Here is a 24,186-nt window from a genome sequence, read left to right as displayed (position 1 = left end):
AGGCCCCGGTGGCACTGGACATCTTTATCCCCTATTGGGGCGACGTTAACTACATGAAACTGGCCGTCGACAGCGTCCTGGCCCAGACCAGCCCGGACTGGCGCCTGACGGTGGTTGACGACGCCTACCCGGGCGACGACGTCAGACGCTACGTCGAGGCCGCGGACGATCCCCGGATCACGTATATCCGCAAGGATAAGAACGAGGGCATCACCGAGAACTTCAGGACCTGCGTCTCGCTGGCCAGCCAGGACGTCCTGGTGGTCATGGGATGCGACGACCTTCTGCTGCCGAACTTCGTGGACGTCGTGCTGCGCGCCCACGCCGAATTCCCCGACGCCTGGATTATCCAGCCCGGCGTCCAGATCATCGACGAGGACGGCAAACCCTCCGTTCCCCTGGTGGACATCGTCAAGCAGCGGCTGGTCAAACCGCGCGGCACCGGGTCCCGGCTCGTGGGCGGCGAGCGGCTGGCGGTCAGCCTCCTGCACGGCGACTGGCTCTACTGGCCCTCCCTGGCCTTCCGCCGCGACCGGATCCGGGACTACGACTTCCGTGACGGTTTCCCCGTCATCCAGGATCTCGCCCTCGTCATGGACATGGTGCTTGGCGGGGCCGAGCTGCTGATCGTCCCGGATATCTGCTTCGAATACCGCCGGCACACTCACAGCGCGTCGTCCGCGAAACTCGTCGACGGGTCCCGGTTCGTCGGTGAACGCGACTTCTTCGACCTGGCCGCGGCGCTGTGCACGGCGAAGGGCTGGCGCAAGGCGGCCCGGGCCGCCCGGCTGCGGCTCACGTCCCGGGCGCACGCACTCCTGATCCTCGCCGGCACGCTCCGGCAAAGTGCCTCCGGAACGCTCGGCATCCTCCTGCGGCATTCCTTCGGAAAGTGAGCGAACCCCACGTGACCGGCGAATCCCCCGTCCCTGCCACGGGCGCCACCGGCGTCACCGGCGTCGTCACCGCGTTCCGGCCGACGGCTGCGCTGATCGGCAACGTCGAATCGCTGCGGGAGCAGGTGGACGCCGTCGTGGTGGTTGACGACGGCGGCGGCCCCGGCTTCGAGCCGATCTTCGCCGCGCTGGCCGCGGCCGGCGCAGAAGTGGTGCGCCTCCCGGAGAACGCCGGTATCGGCGCCGCCCTGAACGCCGGCATCCGCACGGCACGCCGGCACGGCAACCCGGAATACGTCCTGACCGTGGACCAGGACTCCCTGCTGCCCGCCGGTTATGTGCAGGCGCTGCGCCGTGCCGCCGCGGACGCGCGGGCCGCCGGCGTCGAACCCGGCCTCATCTCCCCGTCCAGGATCCACGGAAACCCGGTGCTGCGCGCCGGGACCCGGAACGGCGTCGCCCTGGGCCGGGAGCCGATCCAGTCGGGCCTCCTGATCCCGGCCGGCACGCTGGACGTCCTTGGCGGGTTCTGGGAAGAGCTCTTCATCGACCTGGTCGACACCGAGTACTATTACCGCGCACTCGCCGCGGGCCTGCCCACCGTCCTCGCGGCGGCGGAGTTCGACCACTCCCTGGGAACGATGGTGGAGGCCAAGGTGTTTGGCCGGCCAGTCCCGGCGGGCGGCCGCCCGCTGCAGGTTCGCACCGCCGCGACCTGGCGCTACTACTACATCTTCAGGAACCGCCTCGTCACGGGCCGCCGGTACGCTGTCCGGTATCCCGCCTGGGTGGCTGGCGGGGTATGGGGCGATCTGCGGCACCTGCTGATCGTGACCCTGCTGGCGCCCGGCCGCACCGCCCGGCTCGGCTCGGCGCTCCGCGGCACCGCCGACGGCCTCCGCGGCCGGACCGGGCGCCGGCACTCGGCCTGACACCACCGGGCACGCGGGCCAGCAGGCCGTCCACGGGTTTGGCCGAGTGCAGACCGGTAGGAGAGGATGTATACCATGCGCGGAATAATTCTTGCCGGTGGGACCGGCTCTCGTCTCCATCCCATCACCCACGGCATCAGCAAGCAGCTCGTCCCGGTATACGACAAGCCGATGATCTACTACCCGCTGTCGACGCTGATCCTGGCCGGCATCCGGGACATCCTGATCATCACCACCCCGCATGACGCCGAGCAGTTCAAGCGCCTCCTCGGCGACGGTTCGCAGTTCGGCGTCAACCTCAGCTACGTCCAGCAGGCCTCCCCCGACGGCCTGGCGCAGGCCTTCATCCTCGGCGAGGAGCACATCGGCAACGAGACCGTTGCCCTGGTGCTGGGTGACAACATCTTCTACGGCCAGGGGATGGGCACCCAGCTGCGCAAGCATGAAAACATCGACGGCGGTGCCGTCTTCGGCTACTGGGTCAAGAACCCCAAAGCCTACGGTGTCGTGGAGTTCGACGACGCCGGCCAGGCCGTCTCGCTGGAGGAAAAGCCGGAGCGGCCCAAGTCCCACTACGCCGTGCCCGGCCTGTACTTCTACGACAACGACGTCGTCGGGATCGCCAAGGACCTGAAGCCCTCGCCCCGCGGCGAGCTGGAAATCACCGACGTCAACCGGACCTACCTCGAGAGGGGCAAGCTCCGCGTCGAAATCCTGCCCCGCGGCACGGCCTGGCTGGACACCGGAACCTTCGATGACCTCAACGACGCGTCGAACTTCATCCGGACGGTCGAGAACCGGCAGGGCCTGAAGATCGGCGCCCCGGAGGAGATCGCCTGGCGCCAGGGCTTCCTGAGCGACGATGAACTCCGCCAGCGCGCCGAGCCGCTGGTCAAGAGCGGGTACGGCGCGTACCTCCTCGAACTCCTGGAGCCGTAACCCTTCATGTGGATGTCCGTCTTACCGCAGGTCCTGATCGCCTGCGCTGTCCTGGTCCTGCCCGGGCTGATCATCTCCGTTGCACTGCGATTCAGGGGCTTCAGCGCCCTGGCGCTTGCCCCCGCTTTGAGCGTGGGTGTTGTGGTCATCACCTCCACGTTGGCCCCGTTCCTGAAGGTGAGGTTCGGGCTGCTCCCCGTGGCCGTGGTGGCGGTGGCTCTGTCCCTGCTCGGTTTGTGGGCGGCGCGGTTCCGTCCCTCCGGCCCGGCCGCAACCGGTCTGAATCCGTTGCGGGTGCCGGACGTCCGCGGCGACCTCGCGGCGCTGGCCGGAGCCGTCATCGCCGGCGGGCTCCTCGCCGTCCACACCGTCCATCTGATCGGCAGCCCGCAGGCAATTTCCCAGACTTATGACGCCGTCTTCCACCTGAATTCGGTCAGGTTTGCCCTGGATACCGGCCAGGCGTCGTCATTGACCCTGGGTGCGATGACCGGCGGCGGGGCCTACCCGGCCGGCTGGAACGCTGTAGCCACCCTCGTCGCCATGGCAACGGGCGCGAGCGTCCCGCTCGCCGTCAATATCACCAGCATCGTCCTTGCGGCCGTGTTCTGGCCGTTGGGATGCCTCCTGTTGGCGCGGTCAGTGGTGGGAGGACGCCCGGCCGCGCTGGTCGCCGCAGGCATTGCGGCGGCGTCGCTGGGTGCCTTCCCGCTGCTCATGATGGACTTTGGGGTCCTGTATCCCAACCTGCTGGCCATTAGCGTGTTGCCCTCCAGCGTCGCCCTGGCAGCGGCGTGTGCCGGGTTGACGCCCGGACTTGTCCGCCGCGATCTCGCCTCGATACTTGCCCTGCTGCTGGCGCTCACCGGCCTGATTGTCGCCCATCCCACGACGTTCATGGCCTGGCTGACGTGGACGCTGCCCATGGTGGTGACGCTGGTGTGGCGCTCTGCCGCCGCCCTTCGGCGGAAGCAGGCCCGCGCCCGCTCGTACGTCTTGAGGCTGGCGTTGCCGGTCGCCGGGTACGCCGTCGCATTCGACCTGCTGTGGACCAATCTGCGCCCACCCCCCGAGGCTTCGTTCTGGGGCCCGTACCAGAGCATTCCTAAGGCCATTGGCGAAGCCGTCACCATCTCCCCCGATGGCCTGGCACTGGCCTGGCTCGTCGCCCCCCTGGTATTCCTCGGCCTCTGGGCGTGCTTCCAGGACCGCTGGCAGCGCGTGTGGATCGCTGCCGTCTTCGCCTTGTTCACCTATCTGTTCGTTGTGGTCTCCGGCTTTACCAAGTCAGAAACCCGGGACGTCCTCACCGGCGTCTGGTACAACGACAGCTACCGGATTGCCGCCCTGCTGCCGCTGGTTGCGGTCCTGCTGGTCGCCGTCGGCATTGACTGGGCAGGGCGCCGCGTCCTGGCGATGCGCGGCCGGTCCAAGGCCCTCGCGGTGGCCCTTGACGGCTCTCCGCGCTGGGGGCGCGCCGGAACCGCGGCCTACCGGACCGTAGGCATCGCCGCCGTCGTGCTGGCCGCTATCGCCCTGGGACAGCAGGGCGGCCTGGAGTTGGAGGTTGAGCAGGGCTCGAGGAACTACAGGCTCGCCGCCGATTCGCCGCTGGTCTCCACCGACGAGCTCCAGCTCATGAAGCGCCTGCCCCAGACTGTCCCCGATAATGCCCTGCTGATCGACAATCCCTATACCGGTGCGGCGCTGTCCTACGCGCTGGGTGAGCGGAAGTCGGCCCAGCTGCATGTCATGAGCTACGTCTCCCCGGATGTGAAGCGGATCTACGATTCGATGGGCAACGTGACGACGGACGCCAGCGTCTGCCAGGCAGTCCGCGCGGCGAATGCCTTCTACATCCTGGACTTCGGTCCGGTCGAAGTCCACGGCGGAGACCACACTCCCCCCGGGCTGCGCAACCTCGCAGCGAACCCCGGCGTGCAGCTCATTGACAGCCAGGGCGAGGCGAAGCTCTACAAGGTCACCGCCTGCGGGAACTGAACCCCCGGCGTGCCGCAGGCTGCGGGGCAAGGTGCCGCAGCCTGCAGCGGCACCTTGCCCGAAGGCTGCTCCGGTCCCTGGGCCGTGGGCCCGCGGCCCGCGGGACAGGTTCCGCAGCCGCTGCCTAAAAGCTGAGCTGCCGGGCCAGCGCCGGTGCCAGCGTCTTGGCGAAGGTGTTGGTCATATGGTTGTCCCGGTATACGAGCACGTTGCCGATCACGGCCGGGCAGATCCCCTGCCGGCAAAAATAGGCGGACATATCCAGAACCTCGACGCCGGGCACCCGCGCTCCGGCCAGCTGCAGGGGGTCTGCGGCGGTGCCGGCGTCGGATACGGTGAACTGGCACGCGGGCGAGCCCGGTCCATTGGCCTGGACGCAGTCCGGTACCGAAAATTCCGGATACGGCGTGTCGGGCACGACGGCCACACGGATCCCGGCTTCCCGGAGCGGCTTCAGGAGCTGGACATAGCCGTTGACGAGTTCTTCCGGGCTGGCCCACGTCCATTTGAGGGCTTCGCGGTAGCCGGCCGGCGCCATTCCCGATACCACCACCAACTGTGGACGCAGCGTCAGGATGCGCTGCAACGTGGCTTTGTTCTGTTCGGAGCAACCGCGGTACACAGTGGTGCCATTGGCGGCCGGCGCTGCCGTGAAGGGGCATCCGTTCCGGACCATGGCCTGTACTTTCCAGCCCCCGCCTGCGCCGGCAATCACGAGCGGATCCACATACTGCGCGGCGTGTGAGTCCCCGACGACGACCACCGTCTGGGTGGCGTCCGGCGCGCCGAAAACGCATTGGTCAACCCCGGTGACGGCCGGGTTGAACTTTCCGCACGTCTCCGTCCAGGTCAGTGGCACATCCTTCACGGCGACGGCGGGATCGGGCCGGACGGGCAGGCCGTCGGGGACGGCGGCGGGCCGGACGGGATCAAACGCCGTCGCGCCGGGATAGTCGCGCAGGTTCATGGCCGCGTTCAGCTGCTGCGACTTGGCTTCCACGACGCCCCACGGCACCGCCGCTGCCAGCGTCGACGCCACGATCAGTCCTGCTGCCAGGACGAAGGCATTCCGGCGCAGCAATCCCCACCGTCCGGGCGGCGATCCTTGGGCGGATGGGGTTCCGTGCCGGAACTTCTGCTCGACGAGGTGGTAGGAGGCGACCGCCAGGGCCAGGCTGATGGCCACCATGGCGGTTCCCTGGATGACGCCCGGAACCCGCCCGAGGTGGAAGACGTAGATCACGACGACGGGCCAATGCCACAGGTACAGGGAATATGAGAGATCGCCGATGTAGGTCACTGGCCGCAGGCTGAGGACCCGGCTTGCCGAGTAACCGGCAGGGCTGCCCGGAGTGGCCGGTTCGGCCGCCGGCGAACCGGCGGCGAGCAGCAGCAATGTCCCCGCGACGGGCAGGAGGGCGATGCTGCCCGGGAAGTCCATCGCAACGGAGAGTGCCATCGCGGAAAAGACGATCACACCAAGGCCGATCCAACCCGAAAGCCACGCCCGCACCGGGCCCAGGCACAATTTGGGAATCAGCAAGGCGCCGATGCCCCCGGCGCCCAGCTCCCAGATCCGCGTGGTGGTCGCAAAGTACGCCATGTCGTGCTGGGAGGACGAGAAGGCGACGCTGTGGACGAAGGACGCCAGCGACACCACCGCCAGGATCCACAAGGAGACGGTTTCGATCCGTAAGCGCCGTTTCACAGTGACGGCCACTCCCGCCAGCAGGATGACGGGAATGATCAGGTAGAACTGCTCTTCCACGGCCAGGGACCAGAAGTGCTGCACCGGAGACACCAGGGCGGTCGCCGCGGCGTAACTGTCCACGCTGAAGGCCTGGTTCCAGTTCTGCACTTGCAGGGCGGACATGATGACGTCCAGGGAAATGGACTGCCAACGGTTCTGCGGCAGCAGGACCACGACGCCCAGCATGGTCGCCAGCAGAACCGTGGTGGCAGCCGGCAACAGGCGCCTGATCCGTTTCGCGTAGAAGTTAGAGAGCCGGATGTGTCCGGTACGCGCCAGTTCCTGGACGAGCGATCCCACGATCAGGAAGCCGGAGATGACGAAAAAGACGTCGACCCCGACAAAACCGCCGGGGAGAATACCGGGCCAGACGTGATAGATGATCACCATGCCCACCGCCAGGGTGCGCAGCCCCTGGATGTCCAGTCGCCGGCCGTTCCTTCCCGCGCTGGTAACACCCTTGTTGCTGGCGGGTCTGGGCCGCTCGGGGGAGCCCTGGGGCTGGGGCAGGACAGCCGCCGACGGCTCAGAGGTCACGGTTCTCTTTCGGTTTTCAAACAACGTCATCGTTAATTTGCACTGGGTGCGCTTGCCCGGAACCTGTTGGGACCATGTCCAGTGGACATGGTCCCAACAGATGCGCTGCCGTTACCGGTTGCGGTACCGCCTACGCCCGGAGGCGGGCAACGGCCTCATGAATAGGTCCGTCGAATAATACGTTGCCATGCTCGAGATAGACACCCCGGGAACAGATGCGCGACACCAGGTCAAGGTCGTGGCTGACAACCACCAGCGTCTTGCCCTGCTGGGCCAGTTCCTGAATCTTGGCTATGCACTTGCGCTGGAACGGCTCATCACCGACGGCGAGGATTTCGTCGATCAGGAAGACCTCGGGATCAGTGTGGACTGCCACGGAAAACGCCAGGCGCAGGTACATGCCGGACGAATAGAACTTGACTTCCGTGTCGATGAATTCGCCGATCTCGGAGAATTCGATGATCGCGTCGAAGCGTTCGTTGATCTGCTTCTCCGTCATCCCCAGGATCGCTCCATTGAGGTACACATTGTCGCGGCCGGACAGGTCAGGATGGAAACCCGCCCCGACCTCGATCAGCCCGGCCACGCGGCCGCGTGTATAGACGCTGCCGGAATCCGGGAGCATCACGCCGGAGATGTGCTTGAGCAGGGTGGACTTGCCGGAGCCGTTGAGGCCGAGCAGCGCCACGGTCTCCCCCGTCTCCACCATCAGGGAGACGTCCTTCAGGGCGTGGAACTTCTTGGAAAGATCACCCTTGCGGCCCTTCACGAGCCAGACAACCGCCTCCTTGATGGAACGGGTGTGGCGGAGCACGAACTCCTTGCTGACATTGGACACTTCAATCGCGTTGGCCATTTAGAGCTCCTGGGCAAAGCGGCCTTCAAGCCGCCGAAAAGTTAGCTGTCCCAGTGCCAGGACCACCAGCGACATGATCATGCCGACCGGCAGCCACAGGCTGAACAGGTTCGGCGGCATCGCGGCGGAACCGTCAGTTGTGGGGTACCAGAAGGCATAGTGGAACAACTCGACGCCGACCGTGATGGGGTTTGCCTGGTAGAGGGCGAAGAGCCCGGGTCCCAGCTTTGCTTCCACCATGGTCCAGGAGTACATGACGGGCGATGCCCAGGTCGCCACCATCAGGAGCATGTCAACGAGGTTTTCCGAATCACGGAAGTACACGTTGGCGGCCCCGAACAACAGCCCGAGCCCGGTGGCCAGGAAGCCAACAATGGCGAATCCGCCTACCGCCGCCAGGAGCTGGAAGGCGTCCGGGTGCCACCCGGCGACGACGCATCCGATCACCAGGACAACGAGCTGGGGGAAGAAATGCACGGCCGAGACCCAGACCGACGCCACCGGAAACAGCTCCCGGGGAAGATAGATCTTCTTAATCAGGTTGCCGTTGTTCACGATCGATCGCGCGGAGTTCCCGAGGGCTTCAGAGAAGAAGTTGATCAGCACGATTCCGGAGAAGAGATACACGGCATAGTTCGAGAGGCCGTCCGGGTTCCGTGCACTGCGTTCCAGGCCCAGGAAGACGCCCAGGGCCACATAGAACACGAGGAACTGCACAGCGGGCTTCACATAGGACCAGAGGAGTCCCAGAACGGAGCCGCGGTAGCGGACTTTCAGTTCCTTGCGGACCAGCAGTTTCAGCAGAAAACTGGACTGGCGAAGATCCCGAAATCCACCACCGAGCCCCGGGCGGGTCAATTCCCCGGAAATCGTGGTTGTCACGCTATTTCACTTCGCTCTGGGTGTGTTCTTCGAAGATCTTCTTCCAGGAATCCAGGGACGTGAGCTCCGGCATCGCCGCCTTGTACTGCTTGCTCAGCGACTGCCAGTCCTTGAGCAGGGCAGCGTGCAGGCGGCTGCTCTCGGTGAGCATTTCCCTCACGCGCTTGGGGTCCCGCTTGTACCAGGAAGCGCCGGTTCCCTCGGCGTTGGAGACGATGGCGCTGTCGAACTGCGCGATCCGCCACCAGCGGTTGTCCTGGTGCGCAATGTTGGTCTGCGGGCGTTCCGCACTCGTCTTGGTGACCGGGCGGAACAACTGGCGTGCGACCGTCTTGGCGGCCCAGGGAAGGAGGGTGACCCTGGACGGCTGCGACACGCCGTGCCCGCGGCGCGGCGGCTTGTCCATCTTGGGCGTCGGGAAATCGTCCGCGTCGGCCTGGAAAATCGAGTCCGAGTAGCCGGCCATCATCTTCCGGATCTCGGGCAGCTTCGAGGGCAGCAGGTCCGGCAGGTCGGTCGGGCCCTTGAGGACATCCTCAAGCGCCCAGCCGCGGCCGTGCGCGGTCGCGTACTGCATCGACACGAGGTGCTTGATGTCCGCATACTGCGATTCGCGCACCACGCGGCCGCCGTGCTCGTAGGGGCTGTGGAGCAACGCCGCCACGATCCGGTTGCGGGCGTGGAAGTAGGCCTGCCAGCCCACGAGGTCGTCCTTGTCGATCCAGGAAACATGCCATACGGCCGAACCCGGCAGGGAAACTGTCGGGAAGCCGTGCGCCTTGGCGCGCAGCCCGTATTCCGAGTCGTCCCACTTGATGAAGAGCGGAAGCGAGAGGCCGATTTCCCGGATAACCGAGGTCGGGATCAGACACATCCACCAGCCGTTGTAGTCCACATCGCAGCGGCGATGCAGCCAGGAGGTCTGGCGCAGGTTCGAGGACAGGAAATCATGCCCAAGGACCATGTCCTCGCTCGGCAATGACGGCTGGAAGCGGTAGGGGTTGACCACCTCGCCGAACGTGTGGAGAACCGTCCGGTTGTAGAGGTCGAACATGTGGCCGCCGACGATCGTCGGCGTCTTGCAGCGGTCCGCGAACGTGAGCAGGCGGATGATGCTTTCAGGCTCAACCACGATGTCGTCGTCCATGAGCAGGACGTAGTCACTGCCGTTTTCGACGGCCTCGAACATGCCCCGGGCAAAGCCGCCGGAGCCGCCGAGGTTCGACTGGTTGATGATCCGCAGCTTGCCGCCAAGAGATTCACGGACCTCGGCGAAACCGTCCGCGTCCTCAACCTTCTGCGTGCCCTGGTCAACCAGCAGGATCTCCTGGACATGCTTGAGGGCATCGGGGTTCTCGGCCAGCAGCCGAAGATTGTTGAGGCAGAAGTCGGTCTTGTTCAGCGTCGTGATCTGCAAGGTGACAGACCCGGGCGTGCTCTCAACAGCGGGGCCCTGCCATTCGGCGTCGACCATGACAAGCGGTTCGGAGCCCGCCACGAGGTCGAACCAGTACCAGCCGCCGTCGCCGAAGGGCGCAAGGGACAGCTCAAAGGTGTTCTCCGCCGAGCCCTCGACGCGCCGCGTGTCGACGCGCTGCAGGGACCCGCGGGCGTTGGACTTGTAGACGATGACGGATCCGGCGCCCTGGGTGCGGACCTGAAGCCGGACCTTGTCCACCGACGTCCAGCGCCGCCAGTAGCTCGCCGGGAAGGCGTTGAAGTAGCTGCCGAACGATACCCGCTCCCCCGAACGGACCTTGGTGGAGCTGCGGGACAGGAAGTCTTCAACGTGGGCTTCCTTGGTGGAGCTGCTGAAGGACTGTGCCCGGGCCTTCTTGCCGTCGCCGCTGCCGACCGTAGGAAGCTGGATGCCGGTCGCGGTACCCATGTCCATGTACAGGGGAACCGTGTCCATCTGGCTGGCGTTGGGCAGGATGACCCGCTGCAGGGTGTCCCACTGCTGGGCGGAATCTACCTGGGTGTCGGTTGCGGCGCTCATGCGTCCACTCCTCCGCTTTCAATCTTTGCGCCGCCTTCGAAATGCGGGCGGATCTTGTTGTCGAACATGGTCAGGGCCGAGCCGATCGCCATGTGCATGTCCAGGTACTTATAGGTACCGAGGCGGCCGCCGAAGAGGACATCCTGCTCGGCCGCGGCCAGGTCGCGGTACTTCAGGAGCCGATCGCGGTCCGTGGGCGTGTTGATCGGGTAGTAGGGCTCGTCGCCCTTCTCCGCGGCACGGGAGAACTCGCGCATAATGACGGTCTTCTCCGTCTGGTAGTCGCGCTCCGGGTGGAAATGGCGCGGCTCGATAATGCGGGTGTACGCAACGTCTTCGTCGTTGTAGTTCACTACCGACGTGCCCTGGAAGTCCCCGACGTCGAGCACTTCTTCTTCGAAGTCGATGGTGCGCCAGGACAGATCGCCTTCGGCGTAGTCGAAGTAGCGGTCAACAGGTCCGGTGTAGACGACCGGGACGTTGCCGACCACCTTGCCCTTGCTGTACTCGTGGGACTCATCGAAGAAGTCCGTGTTGAGCCGCACCTCGATGTTGGGGTGTTCGGCCATCTTCTCGATCCACGCCGTGTAGCCGTTGGTCGGAAGGCCCTCGTATTTGTCGTTGAAGTACCGGTTGTCGTAGTTGTAGCGCACCGGAAGGCGGGAGATGATGCCCGCGGGCAGGTCCTTCGGATCCGTCTGCCACTGCTTGCCGGTGTAGTGCTTGATGAACGCCTCGTAGAGCGGGCGGCCGATCAGCTGGATGCCCTTGTCGTTCAGGTTCTGCGGATCGGTGCCGGCCAGTTCGCCGGCCTGCTCCTTGATCAGTTCCTGGGCCTGCCCGGGGGTGAGGTTGGCCCGGAAGAACTGGTTGATCGTGGCCAGGTTGATGGGCAGGGAGTAGACCTCGCCCTTGTGCACGCCGTAGACCTTGTGGACGTAGTTCGTGAACGTCGTGAAGCGGTTCACGTACTCCCACACGCGGTCGTTGGACGTGTGGAAGAGGTGGGCACCGTAGCGGTGCACCTCAATGCCGGTCTGCTCTTCCTTTTCGCTGTAGGCGTTGCCGCCAATGTGGTGCCGGCGGTCGATGACGACTACCTTCAAGCCCAGCTCAGTGGCGGCCTGTTCTGCGATTGTCAGGCCGAAAAAGCCCGACCCTACGATGACGAGGTCAGCGGTCACAAACTCTCCTGGTTCGAATGCGGGCAGCGCAATGTTGTGCATTGTCTGCTGGTCTAGCCTACCTGAGACCCTGTGGGTACCGGCGAATCGCGGCTGGCCCAGCGATCAGATGCCACCCCCGTCACGGGTCCGGGAGCCCCGCATGGCGGGGGCAGCGGCGCCGCTCCGAAGCGTTTTCCACATGGATCATTTTCCCCGGCACTGCCGGGCCGGAGTCTCCCTACTGTGGAACCGGACCCGTGGAACAGGACCCGTGGAACCGGACGGCCGCTCGGAAAGGATGCCGCGGATGATTTACCACTGCACTCTCGCGCCCAGCAGCCTGATGCAGCGCGCCCCCGCAGCCGGTACGACGCCGGACGGGCAGCTCATTGAGCTCTCCGTCGAGGTCCCCGACCCTTGCCCGGGCGCGGACCTGGAGGCTGCCGTCGCCCGGCGCTACGGGACCGGTGAGCTGTCGGTCCGGGGAGCTCCGGTCGCCGTCATGACCGTTGGCGTGCCTCCCCTGGTCCAGGGTGCTGTGCTGGTTGAGGGTGCTGGGCCGGTTGAGGGTGCTGTGCCGGTTGAGGGTGCTGGGCTCGTGACGGGATCGGGCGCGGCATTCCGCTCCGGGCCGGGCCAACGGCACGCTGCCACGTTGCTGCTCGCCGTGGACAGCGGTCCCGGCGCGGGCACGCTTGTCGCCCTGCGGCGGGGAAGGTTCCGGATCGGACGCGCCGGCACCGAGGTCGTGATCCCTGATGCCGCGCTCTCCCGGGAGCACGCGCGCCTGGACGTGGCGGACTCGGACGTCACGATCATGGACCTCGGCAGTGCGAACGGCACCAGCGTCGATGGCCGGAGCGTGCGAAAGGCCCCGGTGACCACGGCGTCCTCGATCCGCTGCGGCGACTCCACTATCTCGCTCCGGCTCTGGCCATCGGGTGTGCCCCGTGCTGCCCCGGACGCCGTGACGTCGCTGGCAGGCTCCAGCGTTGCCGCGCCGCTGGTTGTCCGCGGCACCGCCGCCCCAGGCCACCGCGCCGCCATGGCGCTGGCCGCGGTGCTGCCGCTCCTGGTCGGCGTCGGCCTGGCATTTCTCACCGGCATGTGGATGTTCTTGGCCTTCACCGCAGTCTCTGGCGTGTCCGTCCTGGTCCCGTTTCTTTCGGGCCGCCGCCAGCGCCGCGAGTTCCAGGCCGCTGTGGCGGGGGCCGCCCTGCAGGACAGGGAACGACGCCGGCACGCCGCACCCTCCGCGGCTGACCTGACCATTGGTTGCGCGGCTGCGGTGCCCCCCACAGCCCGTGCGCCTGGCGGGGAGCCGCCGGACATCTGCCTGCGGCTCGGGCTGGCGGAACAGAGCGCGAACATCCGGCCCGAACCACCCGACGCCGGCTTTCGGCCACCGCCGCTCGGCCAGGTGCCCCTGACCTTGGACCCGGTCCCGGCGGTGGTGACCGTCCACGGCCCCGCGCCCGCGACGGCCGGACTGATGCGCTCGTTCATCCTGCAACTGGCCGCCTATCCCCTGGCGGAGAGCACCCGACTGCTGTTGCATGGCCCGGCGGACACGGTGCCGTTGCCGGCGCGCTTCCTGCCCGGCGTCACACTGTCCGCGAACGACGCCACCACTGCGGCCGTGCTGGCCGGCGATCCCGGCGGCCCCGGCAGTCCCGGCAGTCCCGGCGGCCCCGGCGGCCCTGGCGGTCCCGGCGATCCAGGCGGACCAGGCGGTCCTCCGGTTCATGGCGAAGGATTCGACCGCGGTGTCCTCATTCTTTGGAACTCTCCGGCGCAGTCAGGTGCCGCGCCCGGTCCGGGCGCTGCTGGAGCCGGCCCGCCATTCAGGGCAATGGCGGCGGCGCACGGATGGAGGGTGATCGAGTGCTCGCCGGAGCCCGGTTCCGGCGTACACCCTGGCATTGTCCTCGGCCGGCGCGGCGCCCTGATCAGGCCTGGGTCCCCGCCCGTGGACTTCGTGCCGGATCTGGTCCCGGCCGAGGTCTTTGACCGCTTTTGCCGTGGGTTCAGTGCCGCACGGCGTACGCCGGCGACTCCCCCGCCGGCCATCCCGCATCATTGCAGCCTGTCAGACGTCCTTCCCCTCGCTGCACAGGACATTTCCCGGCGCTGGTCCCGGAGCGGCGCGGAGACCGGGCTGGGTACGCCCGTCGGCGCAGCGGTCCGGGGTGCCGTGCGGATCGACCTGAAGGCTGACGGTCCGCACTTCCTGGTCGCGGGGACCACGGGTTCCGGAAAGTCGGAGTTCTTGCGGACTCTTGCCGCCGGCCTCGCGGCCAGCCATCCGCCGGACCGGGTCAACCTGCTCTTCATAGATTTCAAGGGCGGCTCCGGCTTGGGCCCACTCACCGGCCTCCCGCACTGCGTCGGCATGCTGACCGATCTGGGCGCTGCGCAGGTGGAGCGCACATTGGTTTCCCTGCGGGCCGAGGTCCGCAGGAGGGAGGAACTGCTCGCCCGGGCCAATGCCCCGGATCTCGCGGCCTACGAGGCGTCACCGGCCGCCGGACCGCCAGTCCCCTCTCTGGTCATCATCGTTGACGAGTTCAGGATCCTGGTGGACGAAGCGCCCGGCGCCCTCGCCGAGCTTATGAGGATTGCCGCCATCGGCCGGTCACTGGGGATACACCTCATCATGGCCACCCAGCGCCCGCAGGGAGCCCTGAACGCCGACATCAGGGCCAACGTCACCACATGCATCGCGCTCCGGGTCCAGTCCGGCCCCGAATCCTATGACGCGATGGGCTCCGGGCTCGCGGCCGCGATTCCCATCGCACGCCCCGGGCGGGCATTCCTGATCCGCGGTGCGCAAGCTCCGGAGGAATTCCAGACGGCCACCCTGACGCCCCGGGCCGACCCGCGGTCACCCGGGACGGTCACGGTTCGCACGGCCACGGACGAGCTAACCCGGCCACCGGCAGCCGCCGGTTTCCGGTCCGACGGCTCCGCCGGACGCGAAGCAGACGACGGCGCGGTCCTGGCACCGCTTCCGGCTCCGGCCCTGACTCCGGCCTTGGCTCCGGCACATGGGGCGGCGGCGCTGATCGACGCCGCTGCGGCCGTGTGGCAGGGTCTCGGCACACGAACGCCCCGCCGGCCGGTGGCAGATCCGCTGCCCGCCCTGCTGCCGCACCCAGGTTCCGGGCCCGCCGGGCGGGACATAGTCCGGCTGGGGCGGGTGGACCTGCCGGAACTCCAACGCGTCACGGAGCTGGGCTGGAGTCCCGCCGGCCATGGGCATCTGGGCCTTGTCGGCGCTGAAACCGGCGCCGGGGACCGAATATTGGCCCTCGCAGTTGAGCAGCTTCTGGCCGGCAGGGTGGAGTCGCACCTGTACATACTTGACGCCGCCGGCGCCTTCAGCGGCACCGCAGCGGAATCCCGGGTCGGCGCCGTAGCCGGCCTGCACGAAGTGCGCCGGGCTGCCAGGGTGCTGCGGCGGGTCGCCGAAGAAGCCACGTCACGGCTGGGTGCGCCTGCGGGCCGGCCGCGGCCCGGGCTGGTTCTGGTGGTCAGCGGCTGGGGCGCCTGGGTTTCGGCATTCCGGTCCGGGCCGCTGGCCTGGGCAGAAGACCTCGTTCATGACATCGTGCGGGACGGTTCCCTGGCAGGGATCACTGTCCTCGTCTCCGGCGGGCGTGAGCTGGTGACCGCGAGGTTCTTCGCTGGCCTGCCCAACCGGATTTTCTTCCCTTTAGGCTCTACCGACGAAGGCCACCTCGCATGGCCGCGGCTTCCGGCGCTGGAACCGGTCCCCGGCCGCGTGGCCGTGTTCGGCGCCTTCGTTCCCACGCCTCTTGCGACCGGGCACGCCGCCCAGCTGTTCGAACCAGCGGCCGCTGGCGGGCCGCGTCCCACGAGTGGGGCCGTGTCGAAGAGGCCCTTCCGGGTGGACGCGCTGCCCGGGTCGGTGACCGTGGACGAGGTGCTGGCCCGGTGCGGCTCCGGTCCAGGGCGGAGGACTCGTGGGCCTGCTGCCGGGCCCGGCGCCATGCCCGGCCCGGCGGATGTCCCGGTCCCGGCGGTTGCTTTGGTCCTCGGGGTCGGCGGCGACGAACTGCGGCCGCAGGGGATTCAGTTGCCCTCCGGCGGCGTTCTCGCGGTCCTCGGCGGCCCCGGCTCGGGAAAAAGCACGCTGCTGGCTGCACTGCCGGGGATGAACCCTGCTTGCGGCTGGCTCGCGCCACGGCCGGGAACCGCATCCGGCCAGTACTGGTCCGGGCTCCACGCCAGCGCACTCGCGGGCACCTTGGACCGGACAGCGATTGCGCTCGCAGACGACGCCGATCTGCTCTCACCCGAGGCCAACAGGGCCTTGGCGTCCCTGAACAGCCTGGGCTGGAGGGTGATCCTCACCGCGGGATTTGGCCCGGGCTTTGGGCAACGGGTGGATCTCGCTGCCATCGCGCGCGGCCAGGGGCGGGCGGTCCTGATACGTCCGCGGGGGTTCATGGACAGTGAGCCGTTCGGGGTCCGGTTCGAACCGGAGCACAGTCCTCCGCCGGGACGCGCCGTCGTCATTTCCGACGGCCGCGCGACGCCGGTCCAGCTGGCCGCGCTCCGCCCGGCCGTCCGCCCGGAACTCCTCCGCGCCGACGGCGGCCCGGACCACATCTCCCCCGGGCGGCACGCCGCACGGGACGGACCTCTACAGGGCGGGAGGGGCTCCGGCTGCCCGTGAGGCGAACGCTATGACCCGCTTGTCGAACAGAAGCACGATCGCCGTCACAGCGGGGACCAGCATGGCCAGTCCGGCCAACGGATAGCCGCCGGTCAGGGTGGGGAAGCCAATGGTCAGCACGAAGATTTGGGCCACGAGGGCACCGGCCCGCGGCCAGCGGAACCCCCGCAGCAGGAAGCGGGCGACGGCAAAGAGCCACACGGAGAAGGCCAGCAGCAGGCAGAGCGTAAAGACGGCACCCCAAAAAGAGAGTACCGGCGCCCCGGTCAGAAGCTGTGTCCCGTACCAGACGGCCGCCACGAGCAGCGCCGTGGCTTCCAGTGCCACGACCACGGCGATGACAACAATTCCCCGAGGCCGCACAGGGCCACCGCCAGGGGCTACGCCCGGATTCGGCAGCGAATTTGCTTCAGGAGGCCCGCCGGCATTTTCAGGGAGACTCTCACCGGGGGTTTCGCGGGGATTCTCACCGGGGTATTCGCCGGCATTTTCACGGGGATCTTCAGGGTTCACAGGGGGCCTTGACACACTGGCACACTACCGGACATAGTCGACTAGATGTGAGGACGCCGCCACTGAATGTGATGCATCGCTCACGGTCTCGAGGCATCTTGGCCTCTATTACCCCTTGTTTACACAGCGTTAACATGACACGCTTAATCCAGATGACCGAGGGGGCCCCAATGGGCCCTTTTCTTATGAAGCCTCTAGTGAATAATTTCACAAAGGCATTTAACGAGTTCCCAGGAATGGAGTGACTGATCAGCATGGATTGGCGTAACCGCGCAGCCTGCCTTGACAAGGACCCGGAGCTGTTCTTCCCCGTAGGAAACACCGGCCCTGCCCTCCTGCAGATCGAGGAAGCGAAAAGTGTTTGCCGGCGCTGCCCGGTCGTGGACACCTGCCTGCAGTGGGCGTTGGAGTCCGGCCAGGATGCCGGAGTGTGGGGCGGCATGAGCGAGGACGAGCGCCGCGCCCTCAAGCGCCGCGCAGCAAGGGCACGGCGCGCCTCCTGATTCTGCTGCCCAAGCACCGATAGCTACGGTGCCGGCAACGATCGCACGAGCCTGCAGCAATGGCCGCGGACCCACAGGTCCGCGGCCATTGCCCGTTTAAGCCGGTGCGCCCGGCATCAGTGCCCCCGGCGTCAGGCTGTCAGCGCGGCGTCAGGCTCAGGACAATCTGGACGGCGGTTCCCCCGCCGTCCCTTCCCTGCCAGTGGATGGTGCCACCAAGTTCACTCATGACCAGCGTGCGGACAATCTGCAGGCCCAGGCCCTCGACATACGGCGTGTCCGGCAGTCCGACGCCGTCGTCCTCCACCGTCACGGTGAGAAGTTCATCCCCGTCCTCGCTCTCCGACCGGTCGGCGACGAGCCAGACGGTACCGGTGCGCCCCTCCAGCCCGTGCTCGACGGCGTTCGTGACCAGCTCGTTGATGACCAGGGCCAACGGTGTGGCGAAGTCGCTCGGCAGTTCGCCGAAGAGGCCGGAACGCTGTGTCTTGACCTGCTGCGAGGGCGAGGCGACCTCGGCAGAGAGCCTGAACTGGCGGCCGATGAGTTCGTCAAAATCAACGCTCTGGGTCAGGCCCTGCGAGAGCGTCTCATGCACGAGGGCAATGGTCGCCACCCGTCGCATGGCCTGCTCGAGCCCCTGTTTGGCCTCGTCGCTGACCATGCGCCGCGACTGCATCCGCAAGAGGGCGGCGACAGTCTGCAGATTGTTCTTCACCCGGTGATGGATTTCGCGGATCGTGGCGTCCTTGGTGACCAGCTCCATCTCCCGGCGGCGCAGCTCCGAGACGTCCCGGCACAAGACCAGGGCGCCGAACCGCTGCTGCTCGTCGCGCAGCGGGATCGCGCGCAGCGAAAGACTCACGCCGCGTGACTCGATTTCACTGCGCCACGGCATCCGGCCCGTGACGACGAGCGGCAGGGTTTCATCGACCATGCGCCGGTCCCGCAGAAGCCCGGCGGTGACCTCGGCGAGGGACCGGCCCTCGAGGGACTCGCCGTCGCCGAGGCGGCGGAACGCGGAGACCCCGTTGGGGCTGGCATACTGCACGATCCCCTCGGCGTCGAGCCTGATCAAACCGTCACCCACACGCGGCGCGCCGCGGCGCGAGCCTGTGGGCGACGCGAAGTCCGGCCACAGGCCCAGGGTGCCCATGCGCAGCAAATCGTAGGCGCATTGCCGGTAGGTGAGCTCGAGCCGGGACGGCATCCGCGAACTCGACAGGTCCATATGGGAGGTCACGATCGCCAGGGTGCGGCCGTTGCGGACCATCGGGACCGCCTCGACCCGCAGGGCCATGTCGCTGCTCCAGTTGGTCTCGTTGGAGCGTTCGATCGCGCGGCTCTCCCACGCCTTGTCGACCAGCGGCTGCAGGTCCGACCGGATCCCCTCCCCCACGAAGTCGGCGTGGAACACCGTGTGCGTGGTGGAGGGGCGGACGTGGGCCAGTGCCACATAGCCGAACTCCGGGTGCGGAAACCACAGGGCCAGGTCGGCGAACGCGAGGTCGGCGACCATCTGCCAGTCGCCGACCAGGAGATGCAGCCATTCGGCATCCCCCGGGCCAAAATCAGCATGTTCCCTGATTGGGTCCGTAAAGATTGCCACAGCACCTCCATTTGCGACGCCAGGGACGGCTGCCCCTTAGCGTCGGACGATTGACCTCAAGAGCCTCAATGCTACCGACAGTGAGGCCATGTCGTCCGCCTCGAGCGCATTGACCTCGTCAAACATTGACTTCGCCCGGCCCAGCTGCTCCGCGTTCTGGCCCTCCCAGACCGCAAGACGCTCCTCGGCGGGAGTCCCGGCCGGGGTGCACTCCAGCACGGCCGTCGTCATGTCCGAGACGGTGGAGTAGAGGTCATCGCGAAGGGCTGCGCGGGCCAGGGCCTGCCAGCGGTCCTCCCTCGGCAGCTTGGTGATGCGTTCGAGCAGGGAATCTGCATGGAAGCGGTTGAAGACCGTGTAGTACACGTGGGCAATATCGGCCACGGATTCCTTGCTGCCGTGGACGATCTTGGCGATGTCCAGGAGCACGAAGCTCTCGAACAGTTCCGCCCAGCGGTGGGCCAGGTCTTCCGGAAGGTCCCAGCTGCGCGCCTTCTCCAGCCATTCGGCCACGCGGGCGCGGTCGTCGCCCCGGAGGTAGTCGAGCAGCCGGGCCCGCATGGGATCCATCAGCGGCTTGAATTCGGCCACGATCTCGGCGATCGGACGGGACGCCGAGCCTTGGCCGAGGAGCCACCGGACGGCGCGGTCCAGCAGCCGCCGGATGTCCAGGTGGACGGTGCTCCAGTGTTCGGTCGGGAACGACGCCGGCAGTTCGTTGAGTTCCTTGACCATGATGTCGAGCTCGTAGACCTCGCGGAGGGCCACGAACGCCTTGGCGACGGCGGCCTCCGTGGCCGAGGTTTCCTCGATGGCACGGAACGCGAAGGTGATGCCGCCGAGGTTGATCATGTCGTTGGCAACCACGGTCGCGATGATCTCCCGACGCAGCGGGTGGGTGTCCAGTTCGGCGTCGAACCTCTCCCGCAGCTGCTCCGGGAAGTAGGCCCGCAGCGTCATGCGGAACCACGGGTCATCGGCGAGGTCGCTGTCGCGCAAAGCCGTGGCAAGTTCGATCTTGGCGTAGGCGGCCAGGACCGACAGCTCCGGAGAGGTCAGCCCCTGGCCCTGTTGCAGGCGCTCGCGCAGCGTGTCCGTGGTGGGCAGGGCCTCGAGGTCCCGCTTGAGGTCCGCCGACTTTTCCAGCCAGTCCATGAGCCGTTCGTAGCTCGGGCTCCATTCGGAGACACGCATCCGGTCGTTGAGGAGCAGGATGTTCTGGTCGATGTTGTCCTCAAGCACCAGCCGGCCGACCTCGTCGGTCATCGAGGCCAGGAAGTCCGCACGCTCGGCGGGCTCAAGCTTGCCTGCCGCTACCATCCGGTCCACGAAGATCTTGATGTTGACCTCGTGGTCCGAGCAGTCGACGCCGGCCGAGTTGTCGATCGCGTCCGTGTTGAGGATGACGCCCTGCAGCGCGGCCTCGATGCGTCCGCGCTGGGTCATCCCCAGGTTTCCGCCCTCCCCAACCACCTTGACCCGCAGTTCGCGGCCGTCAACGCGGATGGAGTCATTGGCCTTGTCGCCGACCTCGGCATTCGTTTCGGTGCTGGCCTTGACGTAGGTGCCGATGCCGCCGTTGTAAAGCAGATCGGCCGGGGCTAGGAGGATGGCGCGCAGGAGCTCCGGCGGGCTCAGTTCCGTGGTGCCCTCCGGGAGGCCGAGGGCGGTACGGACCTGCGCGGACACGGGGATCGACTTGGCCTGCCGGGCAAAGACGCCGCCGCCTTCGCTGATGAGCGACTTGTCGTAGTCATCCCAGGAGGACCGGGGCAGTTCAAAGAGCCTCTGGCGTTCCGCGTAGGACGTTGCCTCGTTAGGGGTGGGGTCGAGGAAGATGTGCCGGTGGTCGAAGGCAGCCAGCAGGCGGATGTGCTTGGAGAGCAGCATGCCGTTGCCGAACACGTCGCCGGACATGTCACCGACGCCCACCACGGTGAAGGGCTCGGCCTGGGTGTCGAGGTCCAGTTCGCTGAAGTGGCGCTTGACCGACTCCCACGCGCCGCGGGCGGTGATGCCCATGGCCTTGTGGTCGTAGCCGACGGAGCCGCCGGAGGCGAAGGCGTCCCCGAGCCAGAAGCCGTATTCGCCGGCCAGTCCGTTGGCGATGTCGGAGAAGGACGCCGTCCCCTTGTCGGCCGCGACCACAAGGTAGGAATCGTCGTCGTCATGGCGCACGACGTCGGCCGGGGGCCGGACGGTTTCGCCCTCGGGCGTCACGATCAGGTTGTCCGTGATGTCCAGGAGTCCGCGGATGAACGTTTTGTAGCTCTCAACACCTTCGGCCATCCAGGCGCTGCGGTCTGCCGCGGGGTCCGGGAGCTGCTTGGCGTAGAAGCCGCCCTTGGCGCCCGTCGGAACAATGACGGCGTTCTTGACGGTCTGCGCCTTCACCAGGCCCAGGATTTCAGTGCGGAAGTCCTCGCGCCGGTCCGACCAGCGCAGGCCGCCGCGGGCCACCTTGCCGAAGCGCAGGTGCACGCCCTCGACCCGGGGCGAGTAGACCCAGATCTCGAACATCGGCCGCGGGAAGGGCAGGCCCTCGATCAGGGACGGATCCAGTTTGAAGCTCATGTGGGGCTTGTTCTGGAAGTAGTTCGTGCGGAGCGTTGCCTGGATCAGGTTCTTGAACGTGCGCAGCAGGCGGTCGGCATCGAGGGTCGCGACCTGCTCGATCGCTGCATCCAGTCCGGCGAGGACCTCTACCTCCCTGAGCACGCGGCCGGAGTCACTGAGCGCCGGGTCGAACCGGGCGGTGAACAGGGCGCTGAGTCCCCGGGTGACGTCCGGGTTCGCCAGCAGGGTGTCAGCCAGGAACCCGAAGGAGTTGGTGTTGCCCATTTGCCGCATGTACTTGGCGTAAGCGCGCAGTACGACAACCTGGCGCCAGTGCATGCCCTCCCGCAGTACCAGCCGGTCGAAGCTGTCGGATTCCACGGCGCCGGTCACGGCGGCGCCGAAGAACTCGCCCAGCAACTGTCCGGTGGCCTGGGGATCCACGCCGGCGGGGTACTTGAGGCCGAGGTCGTAGAGGAAGAAGTCCCGGTGATCCGCGGTCTCGATCTCGAACGGGCGCTCGTCCAGGACCTCGAGCCCGAGGTTGTGGAAGTACGGCAGGATCTGGCTCAGGCTCTTCGGCTCCAGCATGTAGAGCTTGACCCGGGCGTCCTCTTCCAGTGTGGCTCCGGCGCCGTCGGGGAGGTACACGTGGACGCCGGGGTGCTCCTTGACGGCTTCGCCGGCCCGTTCGGCCGCGGCACCGTACTTTTCGAAGCGGTCGATGTCCTGCAGCGCGTCTTCGATCTCGTAGTCCACCCGGTACCCGGCCGGGAACGCCTCGGCCCAGACCGCTGCCAGTTCCTTGGCGCCGTCGCCGCGGGCGCGCAGAACTTCGGAAATGCCTTCGCCCCAGGAACGGGCGGCCCGGACCAGGCGCTTCTCCAGTTCGTCGCTGTTGACGTTGCTGACGTCGGCGTCCTTGGGCAGCCGGATCCGGAAGAAGAGGCGGGCCAGAGCGGACTCTGTCATGCGCGCCTCGTAGTCGATGGAGACGGCGTTGAAGGTCTCCCGCAGTTCCTGCTCAATGCGCAGGCGGACGTTGGTGGTGTAGCGGTCGCGGGGCAGGTAGACGACGGCGGACATGAAGCGGCCGTAGATGTCGGGGCGGAGGAAGAGCCGCGTCCGGCGGCGTTCCTGCAGCCGCTGGATGCCGGTGGCGATGGCGGCGAGGTCCGGGATTTCGATCTGGAAGAGCTCATCGCGCGGATAGGTTTCAAGGATGCCGAGGAGGTCCTTGCCCGAGTGCGAGTCCGGCGGGAAGCCGGCGTCGCTGAGAACAGCGGCGACTTTCTCCCGGACTACGGGGATATCGCGGACGGAACCGGCGTAGGCGGTCGTGGCGAACAGGCCGATGAAGCGGCGTTCGCCGTTGACGTTGCCGGCGGCGTCGAAGCTTTTAACGCCGATGTAATCCAGGTACGCCGGGCGGTGCACGGTAGAGCGGGAGTTCGCCTTCGTGATCACGAGCGCGCGCTTCTCGCGGGCCTTCTTCCTGCCGGCCTCGGTGAGGTGCTGGACCTGGCGGGTGTCCGCACCGGCGCGGAGCAGGCCGAGGCCGCTTTCCTCGCGCAGTTCCAGGACATCCTCGCCGGATTCGTTGACGAGGTCGTATTCGCGGTAGCCGAGGAAGGTGAAGTTCCCGTCATCGAGCCAGCGGAGCAGGTCCTGGGCCTGGCGCAGCTCGGCAATCTGCGCCCGGTTGGCCACCCGGTCCAGATCCGCGGAAATTTCAAGGGCTTTCGTGCGCATCTTCGGCCAGTCTTCGACGGCGGCGCGGACGTCGCCAAGCACGCGGGAGATTCCCTTGACCAGCTCCGCGCGCTTCTCCTCGTCGACGAGGTCGATCTCGACGGCGATCCAGGATTCCATGTGCGAGGCGTTGTCGCCCTCGGCGATCAGGTGGGAGAGGTTCGGCATGGCCGCCGTGTCACCGCTGGAGATGCCCAGGTGGGAGGGGACGCGGGCCACCTTGACGAGGTTGCCGGTCTCCCGGTTGCGGGTCACTACGAAAAGTGGGTGCAGCACGAGGTGGATGGGCGCGTTCTGCCGGACCAGTTCGGCGTTGACGGAGTCCACGAGGAAGGGCATATCGTCGGTGACGATGTACAGGACGCTGCAGTCGGCCTCGTCACGAAGGGCGATGTTTGCGATGCCCGGCTTCCGCGTCGCCGCGATCTGGCGGTGGGTTTCGGTCCTTGCCGTCAGGACTTCCTGGGGATAGGCCCGGAAATCCTCCTCCGCGAGGTGCTCGTAGTAATCCCCGAGGTAGCTTTCGCTGCTACCGATCGAGACGGGCTGATCCTCCACGCTGGACCCAGACGACATCGAAACGCCTCCATAAA

The 24,186-nt window shown here is 67.0% G+C and carries 14 protein-coding genes; 6 read left to right on the top strand and 8 right to left on the bottom strand.

Annotated elements, in window-relative coordinates:
- Positions 1-8 precede the first annotated feature (8 nt).
- The 4 genes from AC1D0A_RS17735 to AC1D0A_RS17720 all read left to right on the top strand — a co-directional run bounded on the left by AC1D0A_RS17735 (position 9) and on the right by AC1D0A_RS17720 (position 4,768).
- Positions 9-896, top strand: coding sequence for a glycosyltransferase (locus AC1D0A_RS17735; protein ID WP_223916130.1), 888 nt, complete (start codon positions 9-11; stop codon positions 894-896).
- Entirely contained in the window at positions 893-1,828 is a 936-nt protein-coding gene (locus AC1D0A_RS17730; protein WP_476943332.1) for a glycosyltransferase, read from the top strand. The genes AC1D0A_RS17735 and AC1D0A_RS17730 overlap by 4 nt, the downstream gene beginning before the upstream one ends.
- Positions 1,829-1,903: 75 nt before the next feature.
- Positions 1,904-2,767, top strand: a complete 864-nt coding sequence (gene rfbA / locus AC1D0A_RS17725) for a glucose-1-phosphate thymidylyltransferase RfbA (protein ID WP_243181206.1) — start codon at positions 1,904-1,906, stop codon at positions 2,765-2,767.
- 12 nt (positions 2,768-2,779) lie between these two features.
- On the top strand, positions 2,780-4,768 hold the full coding sequence (locus tag AC1D0A_RS17720) for a DUF6541 family protein (protein WP_243181205.1): 1,989 nt from the start codon (positions 2,780-2,782) through the stop codon (positions 4,766-4,768).
- A 124-nt stretch (positions 4,769-4,892) separates the two neighbouring features.
- Here the strand turns inward: AC1D0A_RS17720 and AC1D0A_RS17715 are convergent, their stop codons facing one another.
- The 5 genes from AC1D0A_RS17715 to glf all read right to left on the bottom strand — a co-directional run bounded on the left by AC1D0A_RS17715 (position 4,893) and on the right by glf (position 11,976).
- Complete coding sequence (locus AC1D0A_RS17715) at positions 4,893-7,055, bottom strand: acyltransferase family protein (RefSeq protein WP_476946413.1); 2,163 nt, start codon at positions 7,053-7,055, stop codon at positions 4,893-4,895.
- Between the two features lie 130 nt (positions 7,056-7,185).
- A complete protein-coding gene (locus AC1D0A_RS17710) occupies positions 7,186-7,911 on the bottom strand; it encodes an ABC transporter ATP-binding protein (RefSeq protein WP_243181203.1) in 726 nt (241 codons plus the stop codon).
- Complete coding sequence (locus AC1D0A_RS17705) at positions 7,912-8,793, bottom strand: ABC transporter permease (RefSeq protein WP_476946412.1); 882 nt, start codon at positions 8,791-8,793, stop codon at positions 7,912-7,914.
- A 1-nt stretch (position 8,794) separates the two neighbouring features.
- Complete coding sequence (locus tag AC1D0A_RS17700) at positions 8,795-10,792, bottom strand: glycosyltransferase (protein WP_476848793.1); 1,998 nt, start codon at positions 10,790-10,792, stop codon at positions 8,795-8,797.
- Positions 10,789-11,976, bottom strand: coding sequence for a UDP-galactopyranose mutase (glf, locus tag AC1D0A_RS17695; protein WP_028276014.1), 1,188 nt, complete (start codon positions 11,974-11,976; stop codon positions 10,789-10,791). Before glf ends, AC1D0A_RS17700 begins: the two co-directional genes overlap by 4 nt.
- A gap of 289 nt (positions 11,977-12,265) precedes the next feature.
- Between glf and AC1D0A_RS17690 the strand changes: the two genes are divergently transcribed.
- Entirely contained in the window at positions 12,266-16,660 is a 4,395-nt protein-coding gene (locus tag AC1D0A_RS17690; RefSeq protein ID WP_476946411.1) for an FtsK/SpoIIIE domain-containing protein, read from the top strand.
- Here the strand turns inward: AC1D0A_RS17690 and AC1D0A_RS17685 are convergent.
- Positions 16,628-17,023: a hypothetical protein gene (locus AC1D0A_RS17685; protein ID WP_028276013.1), complete on the bottom strand. Its 396-nt coding sequence runs from the start codon at positions 17,021-17,023 to the stop codon at positions 16,628-16,630. The two genes, AC1D0A_RS17690 and AC1D0A_RS17685, sit on opposite strands and share 33 nt — an antisense overlap.
- A 404-nt stretch (positions 17,024-17,427) precedes the next feature.
- On the opposite strand from AC1D0A_RS17685, the gene AC1D0A_RS17680 reads away from it, so the two are divergent.
- Complete coding sequence (locus tag AC1D0A_RS17680; RefSeq protein ID WP_003804966.1) at positions 17,428-17,676, top strand: WhiB family transcriptional regulator; 249 nt, start codon at positions 17,428-17,430, stop codon at positions 17,674-17,676.
- Positions 17,677-17,815: 139 nt separating this feature from the next.
- Here AC1D0A_RS17680 and AC1D0A_RS17675 read toward each other — a convergent pair whose 3' ends face one another.
- Positions 17,816-19,285, bottom strand: a complete 1,470-nt coding sequence (locus tag AC1D0A_RS17675; RefSeq protein WP_079552959.1) for a sensor histidine kinase — start codon at positions 19,283-19,285, stop codon at positions 17,816-17,818.
- Positions 19,286-19,321: 36 nt separating this feature from the next.
- Entirely contained in the window at positions 19,322-24,169 is a 4,848-nt protein-coding gene (locus AC1D0A_RS17670) for an NAD-glutamate dehydrogenase (RefSeq protein ID WP_476946410.1), read from the bottom strand.
- Positions 24,170-24,186: the final 17 nt, after the last annotated feature.

The sequence above is a fragment of the Arthrobacter sp. P1_D4 genome, from assembly GCF_056406115.1.
This window is presented reverse-complemented; position numbering and strand designations above follow the sequence as displayed.